Source organism: Pseudomonas gingeri, from assembly GCF_013385635.1.
Classification (GTDB): Bacteria; Pseudomonadota; Gammaproteobacteria; order Pseudomonadales; family Pseudomonadaceae; genus Aquipseudomonas; species Aquipseudomonas gingeri_A.
This window is the reverse complement of sequence record NZ_JACAPR010000007.1, coordinates 485,922-505,756: the sequence shown is the minus strand read 5'-3', so window position 1 is coordinate 505,756 and position 19,835 is coordinate 485,922. Positions and strand designations below refer to the sequence as shown.

General features: G+C 61.2%; 9 protein-coding genes. 7 read left to right on the top strand and 2 right to left on the bottom strand.

Annotation, left to right across the window (positions count from 1 at the left end):
* Positions 1-78: 78 nt before the first annotated feature.
* The 3 genes from HX851_RS36010 (at position 79) to HX851_RS36000 (ending at position 4,863) form a co-directional block, all read left to right on the top strand.
* Positions 79-870, top strand: a complete 792-nt coding sequence (locus HX851_RS36010; RefSeq protein ID WP_177064322.1) for a CPBP family intramembrane glutamic endopeptidase — start codon at positions 79-81, stop codon at positions 868-870.
* A 215-nt stretch (positions 871-1,085) separates the two neighbouring features.
* Complete coding sequence (locus tag HX851_RS36005) at positions 1,086-2,651, top strand: methyl-accepting chemotaxis protein (RefSeq protein ID WP_177057360.1); 1,566 nt, start codon at positions 1,086-1,088, stop codon at positions 2,649-2,651.
* Between the two features lie 601 nt (positions 2,652-3,252).
* Positions 3,253-4,863, top strand: coding sequence for a hypothetical protein (locus tag HX851_RS36000; protein ID WP_256262815.1), 1,611 nt, complete (start codon positions 3,253-3,255; stop codon positions 4,861-4,863).
* 76 nt (positions 4,864-4,939) lie between these two features.
* Here the strand turns inward: HX851_RS36000 and HX851_RS35995 are convergent, their stop codons facing one another.
* A complete protein-coding gene (locus tag HX851_RS35995; RefSeq protein ID WP_177064320.1) occupies positions 4,940-7,192 on the bottom strand; it encodes an autotransporter outer membrane beta-barrel domain-containing protein in 2,253 nt (750 codons plus the stop codon).
* Between the two features lie 323 nt (positions 7,193-7,515).
* On the opposite strand from HX851_RS35995, the gene HX851_RS35990 reads away from it, so the two are divergent.
* The 3 genes from HX851_RS35990 (at position 7,516) to HX851_RS35980 (ending at position 12,102) form a co-directional block, all read left to right on the top strand.
* Positions 7,516-9,429 carry a hypothetical protein gene (locus HX851_RS35990; RefSeq protein ID WP_177064319.1) on the top strand — a complete coding sequence of 638 codons (1,914 nt, stop codon included), beginning with the start codon at positions 7,516-7,518 and terminating at the stop codon, positions 9,427-9,429.
* Between the two features lie 105 nt (positions 9,430-9,534).
* Positions 9,535-11,349, top strand: a complete 1,815-nt coding sequence (locus HX851_RS35985; RefSeq protein WP_256262813.1) for an addiction module component — start codon at positions 9,535-9,537, stop codon at positions 11,347-11,349.
* Positions 11,350-11,382: 33 nt separating this feature from the next.
* Entirely contained in the window at positions 11,383-12,102 is a 720-nt protein-coding gene (locus HX851_RS35980) for a hypothetical protein (RefSeq protein ID WP_177057365.1), read from the top strand.
* A gap of 47 nt (positions 12,103-12,149) precedes the next feature.
* Here HX851_RS35980 and HX851_RS35975 read toward each other — a convergent pair whose 3' ends face one another.
* Entirely contained in the window at positions 12,150-12,830 is a 681-nt protein-coding gene (locus HX851_RS35975; protein WP_177064317.1) for an alpha/beta family hydrolase, read from the bottom strand.
* Between the two features lie 170 nt (positions 12,831-13,000).
* Here HX851_RS35975 and HX851_RS35970 point away from each other — a divergent pair, with 170 nt between their 5' ends.
* Entirely contained in the window at positions 13,001-19,687 is a 6,687-nt protein-coding gene (locus tag HX851_RS35970) for an immunoglobulin-like domain-containing protein (protein ID WP_177064316.1), read from the top strand.
* Positions 19,688-19,835 lie beyond the last annotated feature (148 nt).

The following is a 19,835-nucleotide window of genomic DNA, read 5'->3' as shown; positions in this document are numbered from 1 at the left end:
AGCCAGGCGCTCTGGGACGCACGTTATAATCGCCCGCCCATACGACCACGTTGCTCTCCAACGACTCGAGGACCCTGCATGTCTGCGCTGCCCTGGGCCTACCTGGCCCTGCTTTCCCTTGGTTATGCCCTGGCCTTGAGCGTGGGCCATCTGGGCGTGCCCAGCCTGATCGCCCTGGCCCTGCTGCTGGCTACGGGCGCCGCGGCATTCCAGCAACGCAATCGCCCGGTTCGCTACCTCGGCCACGGCCTGTTCCTTCTGGTCGCCATCGGCCTGGCCCTGCACGGGCTGCCGGGCTTCCAGAACGGCCGGATGATCAGCGCGGTGCGCCTCACCCCGGACGCCGTGCCGTTCACGATGTACCTCAATCTGGATAAACCGTTGATCGGCTTCTGGCTGCTGCTGGTCTGCCCGTGGCTGGTCAGGCGCCGCTCGCCGGCACGGGTGCTGGGCACCACGGCGATTGCCGGGACCGTGACGTCGCTGCTGGCCCTCGGCGGCGCCGTCACCCTGGGCATCGTCGGCTGGGCACCGAAATGGCCGGAACAGGGCTGGCTGTGGCTGCTGAACAACCTGCTGCTGGTGAGCCTGGTCGAGGAAGTGCTGTTTCGCGGCTATATCCAGGGCGGCCTGAGCCGCTGCTTCAGATCCCTGCCCCGGGGCGAAACCCTGGCGTTGCTGGGCGCCGCGCTGATCTTCGGCCTGACGCACCTGGGCGCCGGTTGGCAATGGGTGTTACTGGCGACACTGGCGGGTGTCGGCTATGGTCTGGCCTACCGTTTTGGCGGTTTGGCGGCGGCCATCGCCACCCATGTCGCGCTTAATACACTGCACTTCGTATTCTTTACTTATCCGATGTTGCAACCGTGATAAATGGAACGGAAGTACCCAATGGGTACTTTTGTTCGGTTAAACCGTAAACGGAAAACTGAACGCGTTAACTTCACGCGTGTTCGACTCGTATTCAAGGACGAGTACGAGTACGCAAGGGGCAAAATGTGAACCGGCGCTGAAAGTTGAAAAATATATTCAATATTTCCCCTGCCTTGCCGAAAACCTGTCAAAGCCTTGCGGATTGAAAAACCATGCGTAACAACCAACCCATTACCCAACGCGAACGCACCTTTCCCGCTCAGCAACGGTTGATTTCCACTACCGACGCCAAAGGCGTGATCACCTACTGCAACGACGCCTTCGTCGAAATCAGTGGGTTCTCCCGCGAAGAACTGATCCGCGCACCGCACAATCTGGTGCGACACCCGGACGTTCCGGCGGCGGTGTTTGCGCACATGTGGAATACCCTGAAACAAGGCCTGCCATGGATGGGCATTGTCAAGAACCGCTGCAAGAACGGTGACCACTACTGGGTCAACGCCTATGTGACGCCCGTTTTCGAAGGCAACCAGGTGATTGGCTATGAATCGGTGCGGGTCAAGCCCACCGCCGAACAGATCCGCCGTGCCGAAGCGCTGTACCAGCGCATCAACCAGGGCAAGTCGGCCATTCCGCAGCGCGACAAGTGGCTGCCGGTGATGCAGGACTGGCTGCCGTTCATCCTGGTCAGCCAGGTAAGCTTCCTGATCGGCGTCTGGCTCAACTCCCACTGGGGCTTCGGCCTCGCCGCCGCCGTCTCGGTACCGTTGGGCCTGCTCGGCCTGAGCTGGCAGCAACGCGGTCTCAAGCGCCTGCTGCGCCTGGCCGAACAGACCACCTCGGACCCGCTGATCGCGCAGATGTACACCGACAGCCGGGGTGCCCAGGCGCGCCTGGAAATGTCCATCCTCAGCCAGGAAGCCCGCCTGAAGACCTGCCTGACCCGTCTGCAGGATACCGCCGAGCACCTGAATGCCCAGGCCCGGCAGTCCGACGAACTGGCCCAGAAGAGTTCCAGTGGCCTGGACCGCCAGCGCCAGGAAACCGAGCAGGTGGCCACCGCCGTCAACCAGATGGCCGCCACCACCCAGGAAGTCGCCAGCCATGTCCAGCGCACGGCCGACGCCACCCAGGAAGCCAATCGCCTGACCCGTCGCGGCCGCGATATCGCCGGGGAAACCCGCGAAGCCATCGAGCGCCTGTCGGTGGTGGTCGGTGAAACCGGCGGCACCGTGACCCAGCTGGCCAAGGACAGCGACGAAATCGGCGGCGTGGTCGATGTGATCAAGGGTATCGCCGACCAGACCAACCTGCTGGCCTTGAACGCCGCGATCGAAGCGGCCCGCGCCGGGGAGATGGGCCGTGGCTTCGCGGTGGTGGCCGACGAGGTGCGCCAGCTGGCGCAACGCACCAGCGAATCCACCGGGCAGATCCACGCCCTGATCGCCAAGCTGCAACAGACCGCCGGTACCGCCGTGCAAACCATGGACGCCGGCCACCGCCAGGCCCAGGAAGGTGTGGCCCGTGTGCTGGAGGCCGATGCCGCGCTGGTGGGCATCAGCGAGGCGGTGGCCAATATCACCGACATGACCACCCAGATCGCCGCCGCCACCGAGGAACAGAGTTCCGTGGCCGAAGAGATCAGCCGCAATATCAGCACCATTGCGCAACTGGCCGACCAGACTTCGGAGCAGGCGCACAATTCGGCACAATTGAGTGAAGAGTTGACCCATACGGCCAATACGCAGTACTCCCTGGTGGAGCGCTTTAATCGCTGACAGCGCAATAGGCAACATAACAAACCCGATGACTGATAATCATCGGGTTTTTTATTGGGCAAATAAAATCAGAAACTTTTCTTTTTCATAAGTAAGAATTTTCCCTATATATACAAACTTAAAACTTACATATATCGAACAAACAAACTTACTTGCGCAAAACTCTTGACATCCAATCGAACTTACTATTCGTTGATGCCTTGGCACTATATCGCACAGACAGTTACCTTTCATTCAAGACTTGAATGCCTTATTTGCCAGATAAGCACGCGACGACACACAACACCGGCAATAAACGCCGACGTGTCCGAGTGTGAAAACGACTGACAACACTCAATTAGATTACAGGGATATCCTTATGAAGGATTTAGCGAACGCTCCACAGTCTCGCCTCATGAACCAGGGTCTTATTGCCCCGTCTGTCAAACAAGCAGCTCCGGAAGACGGACTGTTGCAGACAAATGACCTCGATTACCCGGTCGCCGTTTCCCTTCCAACTTGGCCCAACGCGACACACGAGGACGTCTATCAGCTCACTTGGAACAACGCGCTGATCGGCGAGCCCATGCAGCCTCCATCCACCCCACAACCTGGAGATATCTTGTACGCAGAAATTCCCGTCACAGTGCTATCCACCGAAGGTACCTACCAACTCGGCTACAGAGTTACGACATTTCCAGGCACAACGCCCCATTTATCCCAGACAACCTCCATTATCATCGACCGCACCCCACCCGGCGGCACACTGCTCGCCGCCCCGATCCTCCCGGCGCTGGCCCAGGACGGCCTGACCAACAGCGAGCTGATCGAACTGGGCAACCAGCTCACCGCCACCATCCCCGGTTACTTCGATATGAAATGGGGCGATGTCATCCAGAGCTACTGGGGTGAACGGTCCGGCCCCGCGTACACGGTACAGCCCGATGAACCCGGGACCGACAAAGTGCAGATCACCGTCGAGCGCGGCTTCCTCGAACAACTGGGCAACGGCGACTTCCCCGTCAGCTACAGCGTCCGCGACCGGGCCGGCAATACCTCGGTGCGTTCGCAGCCGGTCACCCTCAAGCTGCAGTTGCAGCAACTGCCGGCCAACCTGCCGGCCCCGGTTGCCTTGCAGATCGAGGACGGCCAGGTGCACGATGTACACGCCCGCATCGGCGTGAAAATCGCCGTGCCCCGCTACGAGCATGTCGCCATTGGCGACGAGATCCGGGTGTTCTGGAACGGCGAGCAAGCCTCCGGCCGGCGTGTCGTCAGTGCCCATGAGCTGGAAAAACCCCTGCTGCTGAACGTGATGGTGCGCTACCTGGCCATCTCGCGCCATGGCGACGGTCCGGCCAAGGTGCACTACCAGGTGTGCCGCAATGGCGAGGTCTTCACGTCCCCGGACCTGGAACTCGAGGTTTTTTTGCAATTACCCGGGCCCCAGGACCCGACGCCGCAGACGGTGGTCAACGAAGCACTGGCCGCACCGGTGATCAAGGGCAAGAACCCCAACGCCCGGACGCTGGACAACTACCTCGACGAGGACCACGCACAGCTGTCGGCCGACGCTGTCATCGCCTGGCGCGACGCCTTCCGGGCCGGTGACCGGATCAATCTGTTCTGGGGCAAGTCGACGCAGCCGCTGGTACGCCCGATTACCCAGCAGGATGTCGACAGCGGTTGCTACCTGGTCATCAATGTCCCGAACAGCCTGATTACCGAACAGGGCTGCGGAGTGGACATCTGCGTACAGTACACCGTGACCCGCGAGGGCAACCCGAACACCTCCTATTCGCCCAAGCAGTCGGTGGCCGTGATCTTCCAGATGCAGCTGCCGGGTGGTTCGGCGGGGTTGCTGGAACCGGTGTTCAGGGGGGCCAACGTGCTCAACGTGGTCGACCCGCGCCGGGACCCGGAGGGCACCGTGGTGCATGTGACGCCGTATCGCAACATGAAGGCCGGCGACCGCATCGTCCTGCAGTTCTTCGGCTTCGATGCCCTGACGGGGGGCAGCGAGATCGTTGAAGCGCAATTCACCGCCGAGCGGCTGGTGACCGACCACGAGATCCGCCACGGCGTTCGCTTCCGGGTGCCGCTGGCACGCCTGATGGCCGTCGAGCACGGGCGTGGCCGGGCGCGCTACGAGGTCATCAGCGAGCTGGGACGGATCACTTCGTTGCCGGCCGACGTCTATATCTCATCGCGTGCGACCGTGACGGTGCGCTGATCCCCAGCCATAAAAAAACCCTCGACGAAGGATCGTCGAGGGTTCCGCAGAACGCCGGGGCAGTGCTGCCCGGCCATCAGAAACCGTAGCGCATACCGATATTCACACCCCAGGGCTGCTCGATGTGCTCGCCCTTCATGTAGTCGAAGTTCGCATGCAGTTGCAGGTTCTTCGACAAAGCCGCCGAGACCCCGACGCCCAGTTCGGCACGGGTCCCGAACAGGTTGTTGTCAAAGGACACATCGTTGACCTTCACCGTATTGCCCCTGCGGGAGAACTCATGGACCATCGCCGCGCGCAGATAAGGCTGCAACAGGCCGCCATCGCTGAGTTCCAGGTTGCGTCCCAGCGTCGCGCCCGCCTTGCCGAGCACGGACAGCGTATGGTCGTTCTTCGCCCGCAGGCCATTGTCCAGGGTATAGCTGTCACCCTTGACGTTGACCGTGGACAGCTGGGCGTAGGGTTCGACAAACATCGAGTCCTGCAACCTGATGTGCTTGCCGAACTCCAGTGAACCGCCATAGGCAAAGTTGTCATAGCTGCCCTTGGCCTTGACGCCATTGGTCATCGAGACATCCGCCTTGTTGCGAAAGCGGTTCAGCTTGGCCACCGCATCCAGGTAGTAGCCCTCTTCCGTCAACCAGGTGCCGTAGGCCCCGACATAACCGCTGTCGACCTTGCCGGCAGTACCGCGGCTCAGGCTCAGGTCGGACTCGCTATGACCGGCCATGACCCCGACCAACAGTTGCCCATTGCCCACCGGTACGGGCAGGTCGACCCCGAGCGACAAGCCTTTCTGGCGTTGCTTGTAGGCAAACCCGGCGTCCGCGCTGACGTTGTACTGGTTGCCATAACCGCGAATCCAGCCACCACCCTCGCCACTGCTACGTATCTCGCCCATCCGATTGCGCAAGGTCGCCAGTTCGCCATACCAGACGGTCGGCCCGACACTGAACAGGCCCAGCGCTGCCTGGGTCGAGGGGCTGATGGTCTTGCCGGCGCCAACGATAAACCAGTCATCTCCCTGCTTTTCCAGCTGATAGGAATAGACGCCGATATCGACACTGCCGCCGACCACGTCGAACACGGCACTGCCACCTTCGGTATGCACCACATGCAGCGGGGTGATCTCGGGGGAGTTGGGCTCCAGGCCGGTGTTCTGGATATTCAGCAGGAAGTCGCCATGGGCCTCGCCATTGATGTCCAGCAGATCGCCCGTGTTGTCCAACAGGTTGACATGCATATTGAACATCCCGGTCCCGGACAACTCGCCCAGGGACAGGGTGTAGAACTGCTCGGCCGAGCCCAGGGTCACACTGCCGCCGCCCATGGACAACGACTTGACCTCGGCATCGTCGACCATCGTCCAGTTCGCTCCACTGTTGATGGCCACGCTATTGGTGTTGATCAGGTTACCGGTGAGCTGGGCATTGTTTTGCAGGGTGACATCCAGGCTGCTGGTGTCGTCGGCGACCAGATCGCCGGTGAGCGTGCTGTTATCCGCAGTGAAACCGATAACGCTCGCCTCCTTGACTTCCAACAGATTGCCGTTGCCAGCCAGAAGACGAGAGCCGTTCTGGATGGTGATATTTCCAATCGCAGCCTCTGCGGTTGAAATCGCCGGTCCGGTCAACCCCTCGATCGTGGAGTTGTCAACGACGACATCGGCCGGGGTCGGAATCACGGGGCCTCCTGGCATCGCTGTCCGGCCATGGATCTCCAAGCCTGTCGAACCGCCCTGGACATAACTGTTGTTGGTCATCGTCAACGTAGCACCGAGAATCCGGATACCCAAGCCACCCACACCCGCAAAATCATGTCCGAACACCTGCGTATTATCGAGGCTCAACTGGCCCAGCGCTGCAACCCCTATCCCCATCCCTGCCCCGGAAAGCGTGCTGTCCTTGATACTTGCCCGAGAAGGATCTCTTGAGGTGGACGTGCTCACTGTTTCCACCCGCAAGGCCGCCCCGGTGCTATTGCTGATGTTCCCTCGTTCGATAATGGCTCTGGAGGCCTCCAATGTTATACCTCCATCAACCCGGCCATTATTGATTCTGACCTGACCGGCTTCACTCACACGGATCGAATTCGCCGCTCCTCCTTCAATAATTTCCAGTATCCCTCGGTTCAGGACATTCCACGATTCGACGTTACTTTCGGCGGTCAAAATCTCCCATCTGTTGCTCACCGTTCCTCTCGTCTCATTTTCCACGTCTGTTTGCGCGTGGGCACTGCTCACTTGAAGCCCCAACAAAGTGCCCAGCAACAGGCAAATCTTCCCGGCTATGACATCTGCCTCTCTGGCGCTGGACAATCTGTCTTTCATACAAAACATCACTTCCTTCTCCGACATGAAATAAGAGGTGATCATTGGATGAAAAACATTTGCGCCTTAATATGAAAACAACCAGATAATAATGTAAGAAATATCCCAATCAACATAGGAATCTTCCTTTCGGAAAACTCCTTGGCGACTCTTGCAGAAAGAAAAAATAATTATAGAGCACCTCTTGACACATCCTCGATATGGCGATTACGTGAAACCCAGATAGAGAATTTTCTATCTACGTTTCAAAAATGGCGGCCACCAACAACACCCTCATAACAGCCGCCAAAAACTTAAACAGCCATTATCTTAAGGATTAAAATATGTGTACAAAAAAAAGCTCGCTCATTCTAGATCGGAAAAAATACACGCGATCAATCCCAAAAGAAGCAAGCAAACCTGATGTGGAACTCGCATTCCCCGATGGACTACTGCCGATTTCCGCTCTGAATGAGCCTCTTGCCGTCACATTTGAGTTATGGGCTGACGCCAGCAAGGATCACCAATACAGATTGCTGTGGGAAGGTGAGCCATTTGACGAGTACGTCGATGTTACCGATGACGATCTTGCCAATCCGAATCGTCACTTGAAGTTATATGTTCCGCAAGAATTTCTCGTGGAAAAAAATGACCCTGAGAATCCTACCGATAAAAAATACAAACTCAGCTACGTGATCTATGACAAGGTCAGTATGGAGCCGACACCTTCTTTTGAATATTTACTGGAGATCGACACCACTCGTCCGGGATTGCCAAGCCACGGCCCGATAGCTTTCCCCGTGCAAGCCGATGATGGCCTGACTTCCGCCGAACTGACCGCGATGGGTGACAAACTCGACGTGATTGTCAGCAGCTATAGCACCATTGCCGTGGGCGATATCATTCAGACCTACTGGGGGGATATTGAAGGACCAGCCGAGGTCGTCCAGAAAGAAGACATGAAACCGCGGGAGGTTCCTATTTCCTTCAGTCGGGAATTTCTGGAAGGTGTCGAGTCCGAGGTCGGAAGCGCCGAATCGCCGGTGACCTATATCATCACCGATCGCTCGGGCAACGTTTCGCCTCGCTCCCTGGCTCGCCAGATCAAGTTGCTGTTGGCCGATATCCCCAACGACCTGCCCCTGCCGATCGTCGAACAGGCCAGCCCGGAACAGGGCGGGCTGATCGACTACGATGACGCGCAAAGCGGTGTCACTGTCGATATTCCAAACTATCCGGGGGCAGCACCTGGGAACCGTATTACCGTCTATTGGGGAGATACAAACCCACTGCCCGAAATACCGGTCCAGGAAGGTGATGAAGATAAGGACCCAATCCTTTCCCCGGTCCTTCAATTCGACATTATCAATCAGTTCCCTGAGGCCACCGTCAACGTCAAGTACGAGGTTCGCCATAATGGACAACTGATCGGAACCTCGCAGTCTCTGCCTGTTACTGTCTACCTGACCCTGCCCGTTCCAGAAGAACGCCTTCAGCCTCTGACAATCCAGGGCACCAGCGGCAATCCGAACGGGCAAGACAACCTCATTGACCCGGATGACTACGAACTGGACGCAAGGGCCATCTTCCGCTGGACCAATGGGCTGAGAGTCAACGACTATCTCAACCTTCACTGGGGCCAGCAATCACAGGAACAATGGTATCAAATCACACAGGCCGACTTTAATGCCGGCTCCGACCTCGATATTCCGGTTGAAAACTCGATTATCAAGACCCAAGGTACCGGTGCCGCAATTCCGGTTTACTACACGGTAACACGTGATACAAACCCCAATCCGGCCATGTCACCCACACAATCGGTAATCGTTCGTTCGAAAATGGAACAGCCCGGTGGAGAGATGGGTCTTCAGGAACCGGTATTCACACGTTTATCTGACACAGGCCATATCATTCCGGGGTTGAATCCCGAATATACCCCTGTGCTGATCAGGCCTTATGAAAATATCCGCCTTTACCACGATATCACTCTGACTTTCGAAGGCTTCGATGAAGCAGGCGCTCCTATCGAAGAGGCACGCTATGAAAAAACCGAAACAATCAATCCTACAAACATTGGTACCGGCCTGACCTTTCAAGTCCCACGTGCCAACCTGATGAGTATTTGCGTAGGGCGGGCACAGATTACCTATCGTGTTGAACCACGCCCCGAACATAATCAGGAACCTGCCAACTCTCTTATGGGATCAGCCCCCGTAAAAATGAGTCGTCCTGTCGTAGGATGCGATTACCCCTGGTAACTCACACCATTAATCTTAACTTCAACAGTTAACTTTCTCCGAGCAACTCTCCCTGCATGCGGTCTGCGCGGGAAGGCCGCATGCAAACAAGGAAAAACCATGAACATGACAACCAAAAAAAACTTCCAAACCACTAAAGAATCGCAACCAGAACGGCCCGATATCCCATTGGCACTGGAAGATGGATTACTACCTGTAAGTGCTCTCGACAACCCGTTACCCGTTACCTTCAAGGTATGGAACAATGCTTCGGTCGACGAAACCTATCAATTGCTCAGGGAGGGGCAACTGATAGGTACCAGAGAGTTCATCAAACCCACGGACAGCCCCGGGGATACATTGACACGGGATGTTCCTATCGAACTCCTTGTCGAAGGCAAATATCAACTGGCCTACCGAATTACAGACACCATCAGCCAGGAATTCGTTGATTCCCTCCCCTACCTTCTCGAAATCGACACCACCGCCCCCGGCCATCCCACAACCCTCGGTCCTCTCGATTTCCCGCCACAGGTCAACGACGGCCTCACCTCGGAAGAGCTGACGCAACTGGGCGATGTGCTGCCGGGCACCGTCCACGGCTATAGCGGTTTCGCCATCGGTGACAGGATCCGCACCTTCTGGGGCGATACCGAAGGGCCTGGCGGCAGGGTCGAAGAGGGTGACATAGAGCCCCGGGAGGTGATCATCGAGTTTTCCCGCGCCTTTCTCGAGTCGCTGGGCGATTTCAACGGACCGGTGCTCTACACCGTCACGGATCGGGCCGGCAACCGCTCACAGGACTCGACCGCCACAAACGTTCTCCTGCTGCTCAATGAACCGGTGCTCGACCTGCCCGCGCCAATCATCGATGGCTATGTCGAGCCGATCAGCCACGAACAGGCCCAGGCCGGTATCGAAGTCTGGATCCCCACTTCGGACCTGGTGGAAGACGGCGATCAGATTCTCCTGCACTGGGGCAGCGTGGCTCTGGGTCCCTTCGACCCGGCAACCATCGGCCAGCCGATCATCCTGCGTATCGACGTGGCCTTCGAAACCATCGAACAGGCCGGCGACGGTGACATCCGCCTGGGCTATGAGGTCAGCCGCAACGGTCATGTCGTCGGTTACTCGTTGCCGCTGGATATCGTCGTCAGGGCCAGGCTGCCGGTGCCCGGCGACATGGCGCGACCGATCATTCGCGGCGCCTCGCCCGAGGCCGTGGACAACCTGATCGACGAGAACGACTTCGAACGGGACGCGAGCGCCATCATCGCCTGGAACCCCGCGTTCGTCGAAGGGCAGCTCATCCAGTTGACCTGGGGCGGCCAGGCGATGTTCGAACCGCCCTATCGCATCACCGCAGGCGATGTCAGCGCCGCCCGCGACCTGAACCTGGCGGTGCCCAACAACCGTTTCCGCCCGGTGGGCACCGGCACCGATATACGCGTGCAGTACACCATCACCCAGGCCGGCAATCCGAATACTTCCAGGTCGCCGGAACAAGGCATCATCGTCCGTTCCCGGGATGAACTGCCCGGTGGTCCGAACGGACCGGAAGCCCCGGTCTTCACCGACCTGAACGAGCATGGTGCAATCAATACGATCAACGGCCAGGACGGCGCACCGGTCCATATCGCCCCGTATCTGAACATCAGGCCAGGCGATGTCATCCATTTCCTTTACGAAGGCTTCGACCAACTGGTGGGCGGCAATCCGAAAAACCAGTGGCCATACACGTCCGCTCCACTGACCGAGGAACAGGTTCGCGATGGCTACGACCTGAAGGTGCCGCGCGCGGTGCTGGACAGCAATTGCTATGGCCATGCCGAGGCCACGTTCAGCGTGGAAAGCCTCACCGGCATCGGTCGTTCAAAGCGGCGCAGCGCCTATGTGGATATGCGTGTGTCCGGCAGGTGCCCCGAGGCACGCGGGCAGTGACCACCTGTCTTTTCTCTTTCTGGAGCCTTCATCATGTCTGAATACATCAGCCCAAGAAACCTGGATCAACCGGTGATCCTCAGCGTCAATCCCGCCGGAATCGGTGCCATTGACGTAGCCGACCCGGCAAAACCCCTGCCCGTGCTGGTGGGGCCGTTGGACCTCAAGCCCCTGGATCATATCGACCTGTACTGGGGGGCAATCGCGGACCCCGTCAGCAGCTACGATCACCCGAGGGACGCGCCACCGATCAATGACTTCGTCACCCTGGCGGTGGATACCGGAAACATCGAGTCGGCCAGGGATCCGGTGCCGGTTCGCTATCGCTTCACCCCGTTTCCCGGCAGTACCTCGCAGGACTCCGACATCACCCACATCCGCGTCAAGCTGGAAGCCCCCGGCGGCATCGATATCGATCCGGCCACGCCTTACGAGAACGAAGCCCTGCGCCCGCCCCGGGTGCAGCCGCCAGCCGTGATCGTCGACCCGCAGGGCGTGCGGGTGATCGTCACGCCCTACGAGCAGATGAGCGAAGGCGATCGGATCCGGGTCAGTTGGGCCGAATCGACGGTCGACCACCCTCCGCTGACAGCGGCGGAAGCCGGCATGGAGGTGGTTATCCCGATTCCGCCGCAGATCATCGAGGCCGTCGGCGACTCAAGCAAGCTGCCGGTGCGCTACGAGGTCCATGACGTGGTCGGCAACTGGTCGAAACGCTCGCCCGCCACCGAGGTCGTGGTCAGCATCGGTTGACGCTGAGCCCAATCGCGTCGGTTGCCGCAGGCAGGGCAACCGGCGCTTCAGCCAGCATGCCGGCCGATGAATTCAGCGATCTGCCGCGCCGCCGTGTCCAGGTGCTGCGCATGATTGAAGCCACTGGCCTTCAATGGCTTGAGATCGTGATCGGCAGCTTGCAGCCAGCTCAGTTCGATCCGGGCCGACAGCGCATAGTCCGATACCGCCTGGCGATTGCCCAGGGCGTCGCGCTCACCCTGGACGATCAGCGTCGCTGTCGCGAGCGCGGCCAGGTGCGCCACCCGTGGTTTCTCCGGCTTGCCCGCGGCATAGAACGGGTAGCCCAGGCACACCAGTCCTTGCGCGCCAAGGTCGTCGGCCACCAGGCTGGCCATGCGCCCGCCCATGGACTTGCCGCCAATGAACAGCGGCCCGCCGACCTGCTGCCGGACCTGCTCGTACACCTCGCGCCAGCACTCCAGCAACCGGGCCTGCGGGTTGGGCGGGCGCTTGCCGCCATCCAGGCGTCGCTGGGCCATGTAGGGAAACTCGAAACGCAGCACGTAGATGCCTTCTGCCGCCAGGCGCGCGGCCATGGCGTTCATGAAATCACTGTCCATCGGCGCACCGGCACCGTGGGCGAGGATCAGCGTGGCCACCGGGCCTTTTCCTTCGGCGGCGTTGTACAGCCAGGCCGGATTCTCCGGCCATGGCACCTGGGAACGGGTTGATTGCTGCGTCGACATATGACCTCTCACTTCACTGCCCGCACCGACCGCGGGCCTCTAGATATGTAACGCATCGCTGCGCCGCTTTTCCTGAAAATGAATGCACCTTACCTGCCTGTGCAGACACTGCAAGGCCGGCGCTGCCGACACGGGATGCTTCCCGCGGTCATTTCCAGACGAGTATTGCCATGCTTCAAGACGCCCTTACCCACGCCGAACCACCCACTTCACGTCTCTTGCCAGCCGATCACGCGGACGCACGAGGACCGGGGAACGAGGCTCATCCGCCGCTCAGTCGCACCTTCGCCAGCCTGGACGAAGCTGTCCGGTATGCCCACGGCCAGGCCGCTCTCAAAGGCGCGAAGCGCCAGTCGTCGTTGCTCCTCAAGCATCCGCAGAAGGATGAGTTCAAAGCGACGCAACCGCAGGCCGCCCAACAGGCCTATGTCAATGCGCAAGCCGTCTTCGCGCACGACGCCCGGGGCGTACCGTCGTTGCCAGAAGGCTTTGTCCTCGTCGGCCTTTATGGCCAGGCCGAGGCCAGCCCCGCACAACTGCCGCCCCGGGGAGGCGCACTGTACGAAAACTTCTTCAGTCCCCACGACCTGTTCAGCGGACTGCGCCATGCACGCCGCGCACGTCCTTCGACACCCGGATCGCAACCACCGCCACTGTTTTACGGTACGCCTGACGGTGCACTGCTAGCCTATCAGGCCGACGACAGTGACCTGGAGCAGGCACTGCTGCCCGAAGACGCGGATTGGCAGGCCCGGGCCGCGTACTATGACGAACAACTGTCGAGCGGTGTGCTGCCTACCAGCCAGTTCGTCCGGACCCTCGCCGCCGCCGGCAAGCTGCGGGTGCTGCAGACCAGCCGCCTGTGGAACCGCGCGGGCGAAGTGAACCCGATCAAGTGGACCCCCTTCGCCGATACCACACCCCCTGAACTGGGCCCGGTCTTCCTCTCGGCGGACGATGCCGCCCGCCATGCCCAGCAGATCATCCAGGGAGGCACCGACAAGGAACTCGGTGGGCTGATCTTCCAGCGCGAGGACGGGACCTTTGTCGCCACGCTGCCCACCAGTGGCAGTGGCAGCCGGTTCGACAGTGAGAGCCTGTATCCCGTCACGGCAAGCGGTATCGCCGACTTCCCGCCAGGGCACAGGCTGCATGCCGTGTACCGTGCCAATATCAGCCTGTCGACCATTCAGGAGCAGACCAGCGGTGCCGTGGACGATCAATCGACCGGCACCGAGCAGGAGCGACGCCTCAGGCTGAAAAGCATCACCCCCGATGAGGTGCTCATCGCCCTCCTCCCGCGACTCCGCGGAATAAGGGCGTTTTATGTACTGATGACCGACCAGAACATCATCAAGTACATGCCCAGCGGGTCCGCCGAGGAAGATGACCTGATCCCGCGCCTGCTGCCCGGCAAGGACCTCGGCGACCTCGACCGGATATCACCCAGCGATTTCATCAAGGCCCTGGCAAAGGCCGGAGGACTCTACATCGTCAGCGGCGACAGTTACTGGGGCCCGCCTGGCAAGGCGCCCGAAAACTGGACGCCCTACCCGTCAGGCAAGGCGTCGGCCCCGGCCCTGCCGGCCTTCGGACCGGTGTTCGACACCCCGGACGCCGCCGCCCTGCAGGCCAATCAACGCATCAACGGTCAACACCGGCAACGGCGGATCGGCTTCATCGTCACCGACAGCCACAACCGCTACGTGGCAAGCGAGCCGATCACCACTCGCGCGCCCCTGTTTGCCGCCAACCCGCTGCTGCGTACCGGGCCTGACGGTTCCCTGGTGGCACTGCCCGGTTATCGTCTGGCCGGGCTCTACTACAGCACCGAGCTGTATCCGCAGCGCCTGCCCTGCAAGGACGTCTGGCTGTATCGCAACTTTTTCCTGCCCGATGAACTGCTGGCCGCGCTCACGCTGATCGAAGGTTATCGCCCGACCCCGACCGCGCCTCATCTGCCGCTGTACCTGAGCACCCGCGATGGCGCACAGCTGAAATACATCTCGCGGGACACGACCTTCGACAAGGCGCTGCTCGCCGGTTCGAGCAATCAGCTCAGCTACGCCGAGCGGCTGGTGCAGGGCATCCTCGACCCGCTGGATTTCATTCACGCACTGGCCGAGATCGGCGAACTGAGTGTGCTGCACCCGAGTGAACTGTGGGGCTCGCCCGCTCGGCTCACCGGCGCATGGCGGGCCTATCAGGGGCAGCGCCGACGAGCCCTCGGCCCGGTCTTCGCCACGGCCGACGACGCGGCCCGCCATGCCCATTGGCAGATCGCCCGCCGCCATGACCAGGTTCATGGCGGCGTGATCCTGAAACGCCCCGACGGCCAGTTCGTGGCCACCACGCCGCTGGTTTCCCCTACCGAAATCTTCGATCACACGCTGGTGTTCCCGACCAGCAATGGCCTGCCCCTTGAAGACCATACGATTGTCGGGACCTACAACTCGCGTCTGGGCAGGCTGGATTTCTCCCTGCCGGAGAGCGAAGCCCGCCTGTACCTGAACCTGTTTCCCACCTGGGACATCTACCGGGCAATCAAGGATCGCTCGATTCCATTGCGCTACTTTTCGTGCCAGGACGGCTCGCTGATCCGCTACACCAGCAAGCACTCCCCGGATGAAACCGATCTGTTCAACGTGCTGGCGCCGTCATCGGCCAGCTCGCTGAACCTGATGGACAATCCGACGGAGCAGCGTTTCAAGAGCGGCAAGGACGAGGACAAGGGCACCGTGCCGGCCTTCGCCCGTGAGCTGGTCAAAACCGGGGAACTGCGGGTGCTGGTCGGCGGTCGCGAGATATGGACGAGCCCCGGCAAGGTACTGGCCCTGCGCGACACCGCTGCCGGGCTGCTGGTCGACACCGACCAGGCCTCCATCGCCACCTCCGTGCCCATGTTCAGCCCGGTGTTCATGACGCCGCCGGACGCCGTGCGCCATGCGCTCGCGCAGATGGGCCAGAGAACCGGGCGCAGCTTCGGTTTCATCTTCAGGAAATCCGACAAGGAATATGTCGCGACCGAGGCCATCGCCGACACCCGTTCGAACTTCGAGCGCACGCAGGTACTGCCGCCGCAGATCGCGGTCCTCGCCCTGATCCCCGGCTATGTCGTCGACGGCCTGTATGTCGCGACCGGTAGCCAGCAAGCGCCACCGGACGACCCGGCCTACGCGCATTTCATTTCGGCACGGGACTTCGCCCACGCCATCAAGACCGCCCGTGAAACGGCAATCGTGCCCGGCCACCAGGCTACCACCCGACTGTATCTGTCGACAGTCGACGGCGCCTTGCTGAGCTATGCGGTACCGCTGGTGCCGGACGCGGACGAAGTGATCCGTGGCAGCGTCTTCCACAATGACGGTATCGACACCCAGGGCCAGTTGGAGAACGGCTCGCTGTCAGGCCGCGACTACGTCCGGCGCGTGGCGGCGAGCGGCAAGTTGAGCGTACTGCAGCCCGGTACGCTGTGGCGCCAGAGTGGCCCGGTCACGGCTACCTGGGACGTGTCCGACAGCGTGCCAAGCACCCCGCAGCCTTATGCCCTCAGCCCGCTGTTCGCCCACGCCGACGATGCCGCGTTGCATACCCACGGCAAGCTCGGCCACGGTCGCGGTGCGCTGCTGGTCGACGCGATCTATCGCACCTCCGCCCCCGAGGGCTACGTCACCCTTGAACCTTTCGTCGATGGCCAGGCGATCAAGGTCACCCGCACCCTGGCCGATCTGAAGACCGAGGTGCTGGAAAAAGAACGCCTGGAGCTGACTCTCGGCAGGACATCGCTGGACAGCATTCACTATGCCAAGCCACCGGCCCCTACCCGCTATCAGGTCGACGACAGTCCGCCTGTCGACTTCTTTTCCGTCGAGGACATCTGCTTCGTCACCAAGACTCTGTTGGCCGACAATCTCTTCCTCAATGGCATCTACTACTCCAGCCAGGACGGCGCCCTGTTCAAGTACGAACCCAGGGATTCGAACGCCCAGCGCGGGTTGTGCACACCGCTGGAACCGGACAGCATCAGGAGCCTCACCCCGCCGCAGTTCCGCCTGGTCAATGCGGTCGCCGCCGCCGGCAAGCTGAGCGTGCTGCAAACCAGCCGGCTGTGGCCCACCCCCGGTCCGATCGGTCCCGACTGGGCGCCCGCATGGACACCCACCGAGCGCCGTCCGCGGGCCACGCGGGAGCTCATACCACCGCTGATCAACAGCTTCAATATCGGCGGCGTCGGCGCCACCGACGTGATCGATCCGCAACGTCCCCTACCCGTGGTGATCGCGCCCCTGGACCTGAAACCCAGGGACCGCGTCGACCTGTTCTGGGGCACGCACCCCGATCCCGTCGCCAGCCATACCCAAGGCAGCGAACCCGGCGCCAGCCACCTCACCCTGGGGGTCGACACGCGCTGGATCATGACCGGCGAGGTGACGGTACGCTATGTCCTCACGCCGTTCCCCGGCGGCGCGCCGGAAACCGCCGAGACCAGCCTGCGGGTCAAGCTGGACGTGCCCGGCGCCCCCGATACCCAGTCGGCGACGCCGACCATCAATGACAAGCTGGAATTGCCCGTGGTGATGCCGCCCGGGGTAATCGAGGATCCGGAAGGCGTCAGCGTGGTCATCAAGCGTTATGCGAACATGGCCGCCGGCGATGCCATCGTGGTGTCCTGGCATGGCCGCCTGATGCAACACCCACCGCTGGCCGCGCCCAGCGACGAAGTGGTGGTGCCGATCGATCCCGAGATTATCCGCGAAGCCGGCAACTCCGACGCGATCCTGGTGCGCTACGAGATACGCGATGGGGTCAACAACTGGTCGCGCTGGTCACGCCCGGCATTGGTCGAAGTCGGCATCGGCGATCCGTCCCTGCCAGCACCGGTGGTGCCGCGTGCCCAGGGCATGCAACTGGACCTGGATCAGCTCGATGGCGACGACGTGCAGACCCTGGTCTTGCGCTATGACGACATGAGCAGCGCGCAGAACGTGCGCCTGCTGGTGGAGCGGGAAACCGCCCTCGGCGCGACGCTGCCGGCGTACAATGCGGTCATACCCGGCCACGACAGCGATCCCTTCGTGTCCTTTGCGGTACCCTACGAACAGTTCCCGCTGATCATCCAGGGGCTGGCACGCTTCTACTACTACGTGGAGGCACCCGGACAGCCGTTGCGCCGTTCCAAGAGCCTGTCGCTGAAAATCGTCGGCCAGGCGCTGATCCTCAAGCCGCCACGGGTGCCCGTGGCTGAAGCCAATGGCAACGTGCTCGATCCGACGGCAAGCGGGGTGATCGCGCGGGTGGAACCCTACCCGGTCAGCGCCGTGGGCCAGACGGTGACGCTGGTCTGGATCGGTACGACCGCCAGCGGCATGGAAATCCGTCATGACCAGACCCTGCCGGTCATCGACACGAGCAAGGACATCGATTTCACGATCCCTGATGACAAGGTCAGCGTGCTGGCCGGCGGCTCTGTCGTGGTGCGTTATGAGGTCAAGACCGAAGCCCCGGATCCGCTGGTTTCACAGCCGTTGCTGCTACCGGTCAGCGCGCTGCCGCTGGATCTGCCACGCCCCACCGTGTTGGAGGCCCATGACACCGTGCTGTTCCCGCTGCAGGCGCTCGATGGCGCGACGATCCGGGTCGGCTATGCCATGGAAACCGGCGACAGCATTCAAGCCTACTGGCGGGGCACGCCCGGTAGCGGCACACCGCCGATCGACGCCAAGCCCGGCAATGCCAATGGCAGCGTCGACTTTGCCGTTCCCGCCACCGCTGTCAGCGCCAATATCGGCAAGCGCGTGGAGGTCGGCTATACCGTCATCCGTCGTGGTGTCGCGGCACCGTCGAAAATCCTGCCGCTGGACATACTGCCCATCGCCCACGAGGACCTGTCGCCCCCCTTCGTTCGCGAGGCACCGGACAATCTCCTGCTGGACCTCAACACCTTTGCCGGCGATGCCCATATAGAAGTCAGGAAATGGCCGCATATCCAGATCGGCCAGCGGATCTGGCTGAGGATCGAGGGTACCCTGGTCAACGGCAGGCCCTTCACCCTCGTACTGTGGAACGCGGAGGTGGTCAGCAGTATCTCGGATGTCATCGAAGGCGTGCTCTCACGTACCCACCTCGATCAACTGCGGGACCTGAGCGGCCTGACCTTCACCTTCAAGGTGGCCTTCGACGGCAGCAGCGATGAATCGACCGCCCTGACGTTCCCGCGCCTGTCGTTGACGGTCAGGGCCCGCAAGCGCGTGCCGGAGCTGGTCTTCGATACCAGCCCCGTCAGCCTCGCCGGGAAAATCTACCTGATTCCCTGCCATCCGCTGGTGCTGCCGGCCTTCGGCCCCGGCACGACGATCCAGCGCGCGGCCAGCGGTGGCGTGCCCGCTTATCACTACAGCAGCGATCAACCGGGCATCGCCGTCGTCGACAGCAGCGGCCGGGTCACCGTGCGCGGCAATGGCAAGACCTTTATCCGCGTCAGCGACAGCGCCGGGCAGCGCAAAAGCTACGAGGTCACCGTCAGCGGCGTGGTCCAGTGCTACAACCTGGGCAAAGGCAGCAGCGCCGAGACCCTGCGCAAGGCTCAGGCACAAGGGCTGAGCGTACCCTCGCTGGACGAACTGATCAGCATCCGCACAGCCTACGGCAAACGCTGGCCGCTACAATCGCCACTGCTCCCGAAAACCTGGTCCTCGACCACAAAGACCCTGTTGGGAACGGTGCATGCGGTACTGGACATGACCCTGGACATCATCGAACCGGAGCGCCCCTATATCAAGATCGCCCCTGGCCTGAGCCTGATCTATGAGGCCTGCGGCCTGGGGATCGGTCCGGTACGACTCACCGATTGCAAGTAAGCCAGGAGGAGTACCACCTCTGATCAACCCGCCGGTGGCTACGGGAGCCACCGGCAACTCCCGCCCCATTGACCCCCGTCAATACCACCCGCTGGCTATTTGCCCATGCTTGGCTGGCTTTTAGTCTGCCTATAACTCCAGATCCCGC

What these genes read in the sequence shown, in the direction of transcription:
- HX851_RS36010 (WP_177064322.1), top strand. Translation starts at nt 79, where the DNA reads ATGTCTGCGCTGCCCTGGGCCTACCTGGCCCTGCTTTCCCTTGGTTAT.
- HX851_RS36005 (WP_177057360.1), top strand. Translation starts at nt 1,086, where the DNA reads ATGCGTAACAACCAACCCATTACCCAACGCGAACGCACCTTTCCCGCT.
- HX851_RS35995 (WP_177064320.1), bottom strand. Translation starts at nt 7,192, where the DNA reads ATGAAAGACAGATTGTCCAGCGCCAGAGAGGCAGATGTCATAGCCGGG.
- HX851_RS35990 (WP_177064319.1), top strand. Translation starts at nt 7,516, where the DNA reads ATGTGTACAAAAAAAAGCTCGCTCATTCTAGATCGGAAAAAATACACG.
- HX851_RS35985 (WP_256262813.1), top strand. Translation starts at nt 9,535, where the DNA reads ATGACAACCAAAAAAAACTTCCAAACCACTAAAGAATCGCAACCAGAA.
- HX851_RS35980 (WP_177057365.1), top strand. Translation starts at nt 11,383, where the DNA reads ATGTCTGAATACATCAGCCCAAGAAACCTGGATCAACCGGTGATCCTC.
- HX851_RS35975 (WP_177064317.1), bottom strand. Translation starts at nt 12,830, where the DNA reads ATGTCGACGCAGCAATCAACCCGTTCCCAGGTGCCATGGCCGGAGAAT.
- HX851_RS35970 (WP_177064316.1), top strand. Translation starts at nt 13,001, where the DNA reads ATGCTTCAAGACGCCCTTACCCACGCCGAACCACCCACTTCACGTCTC.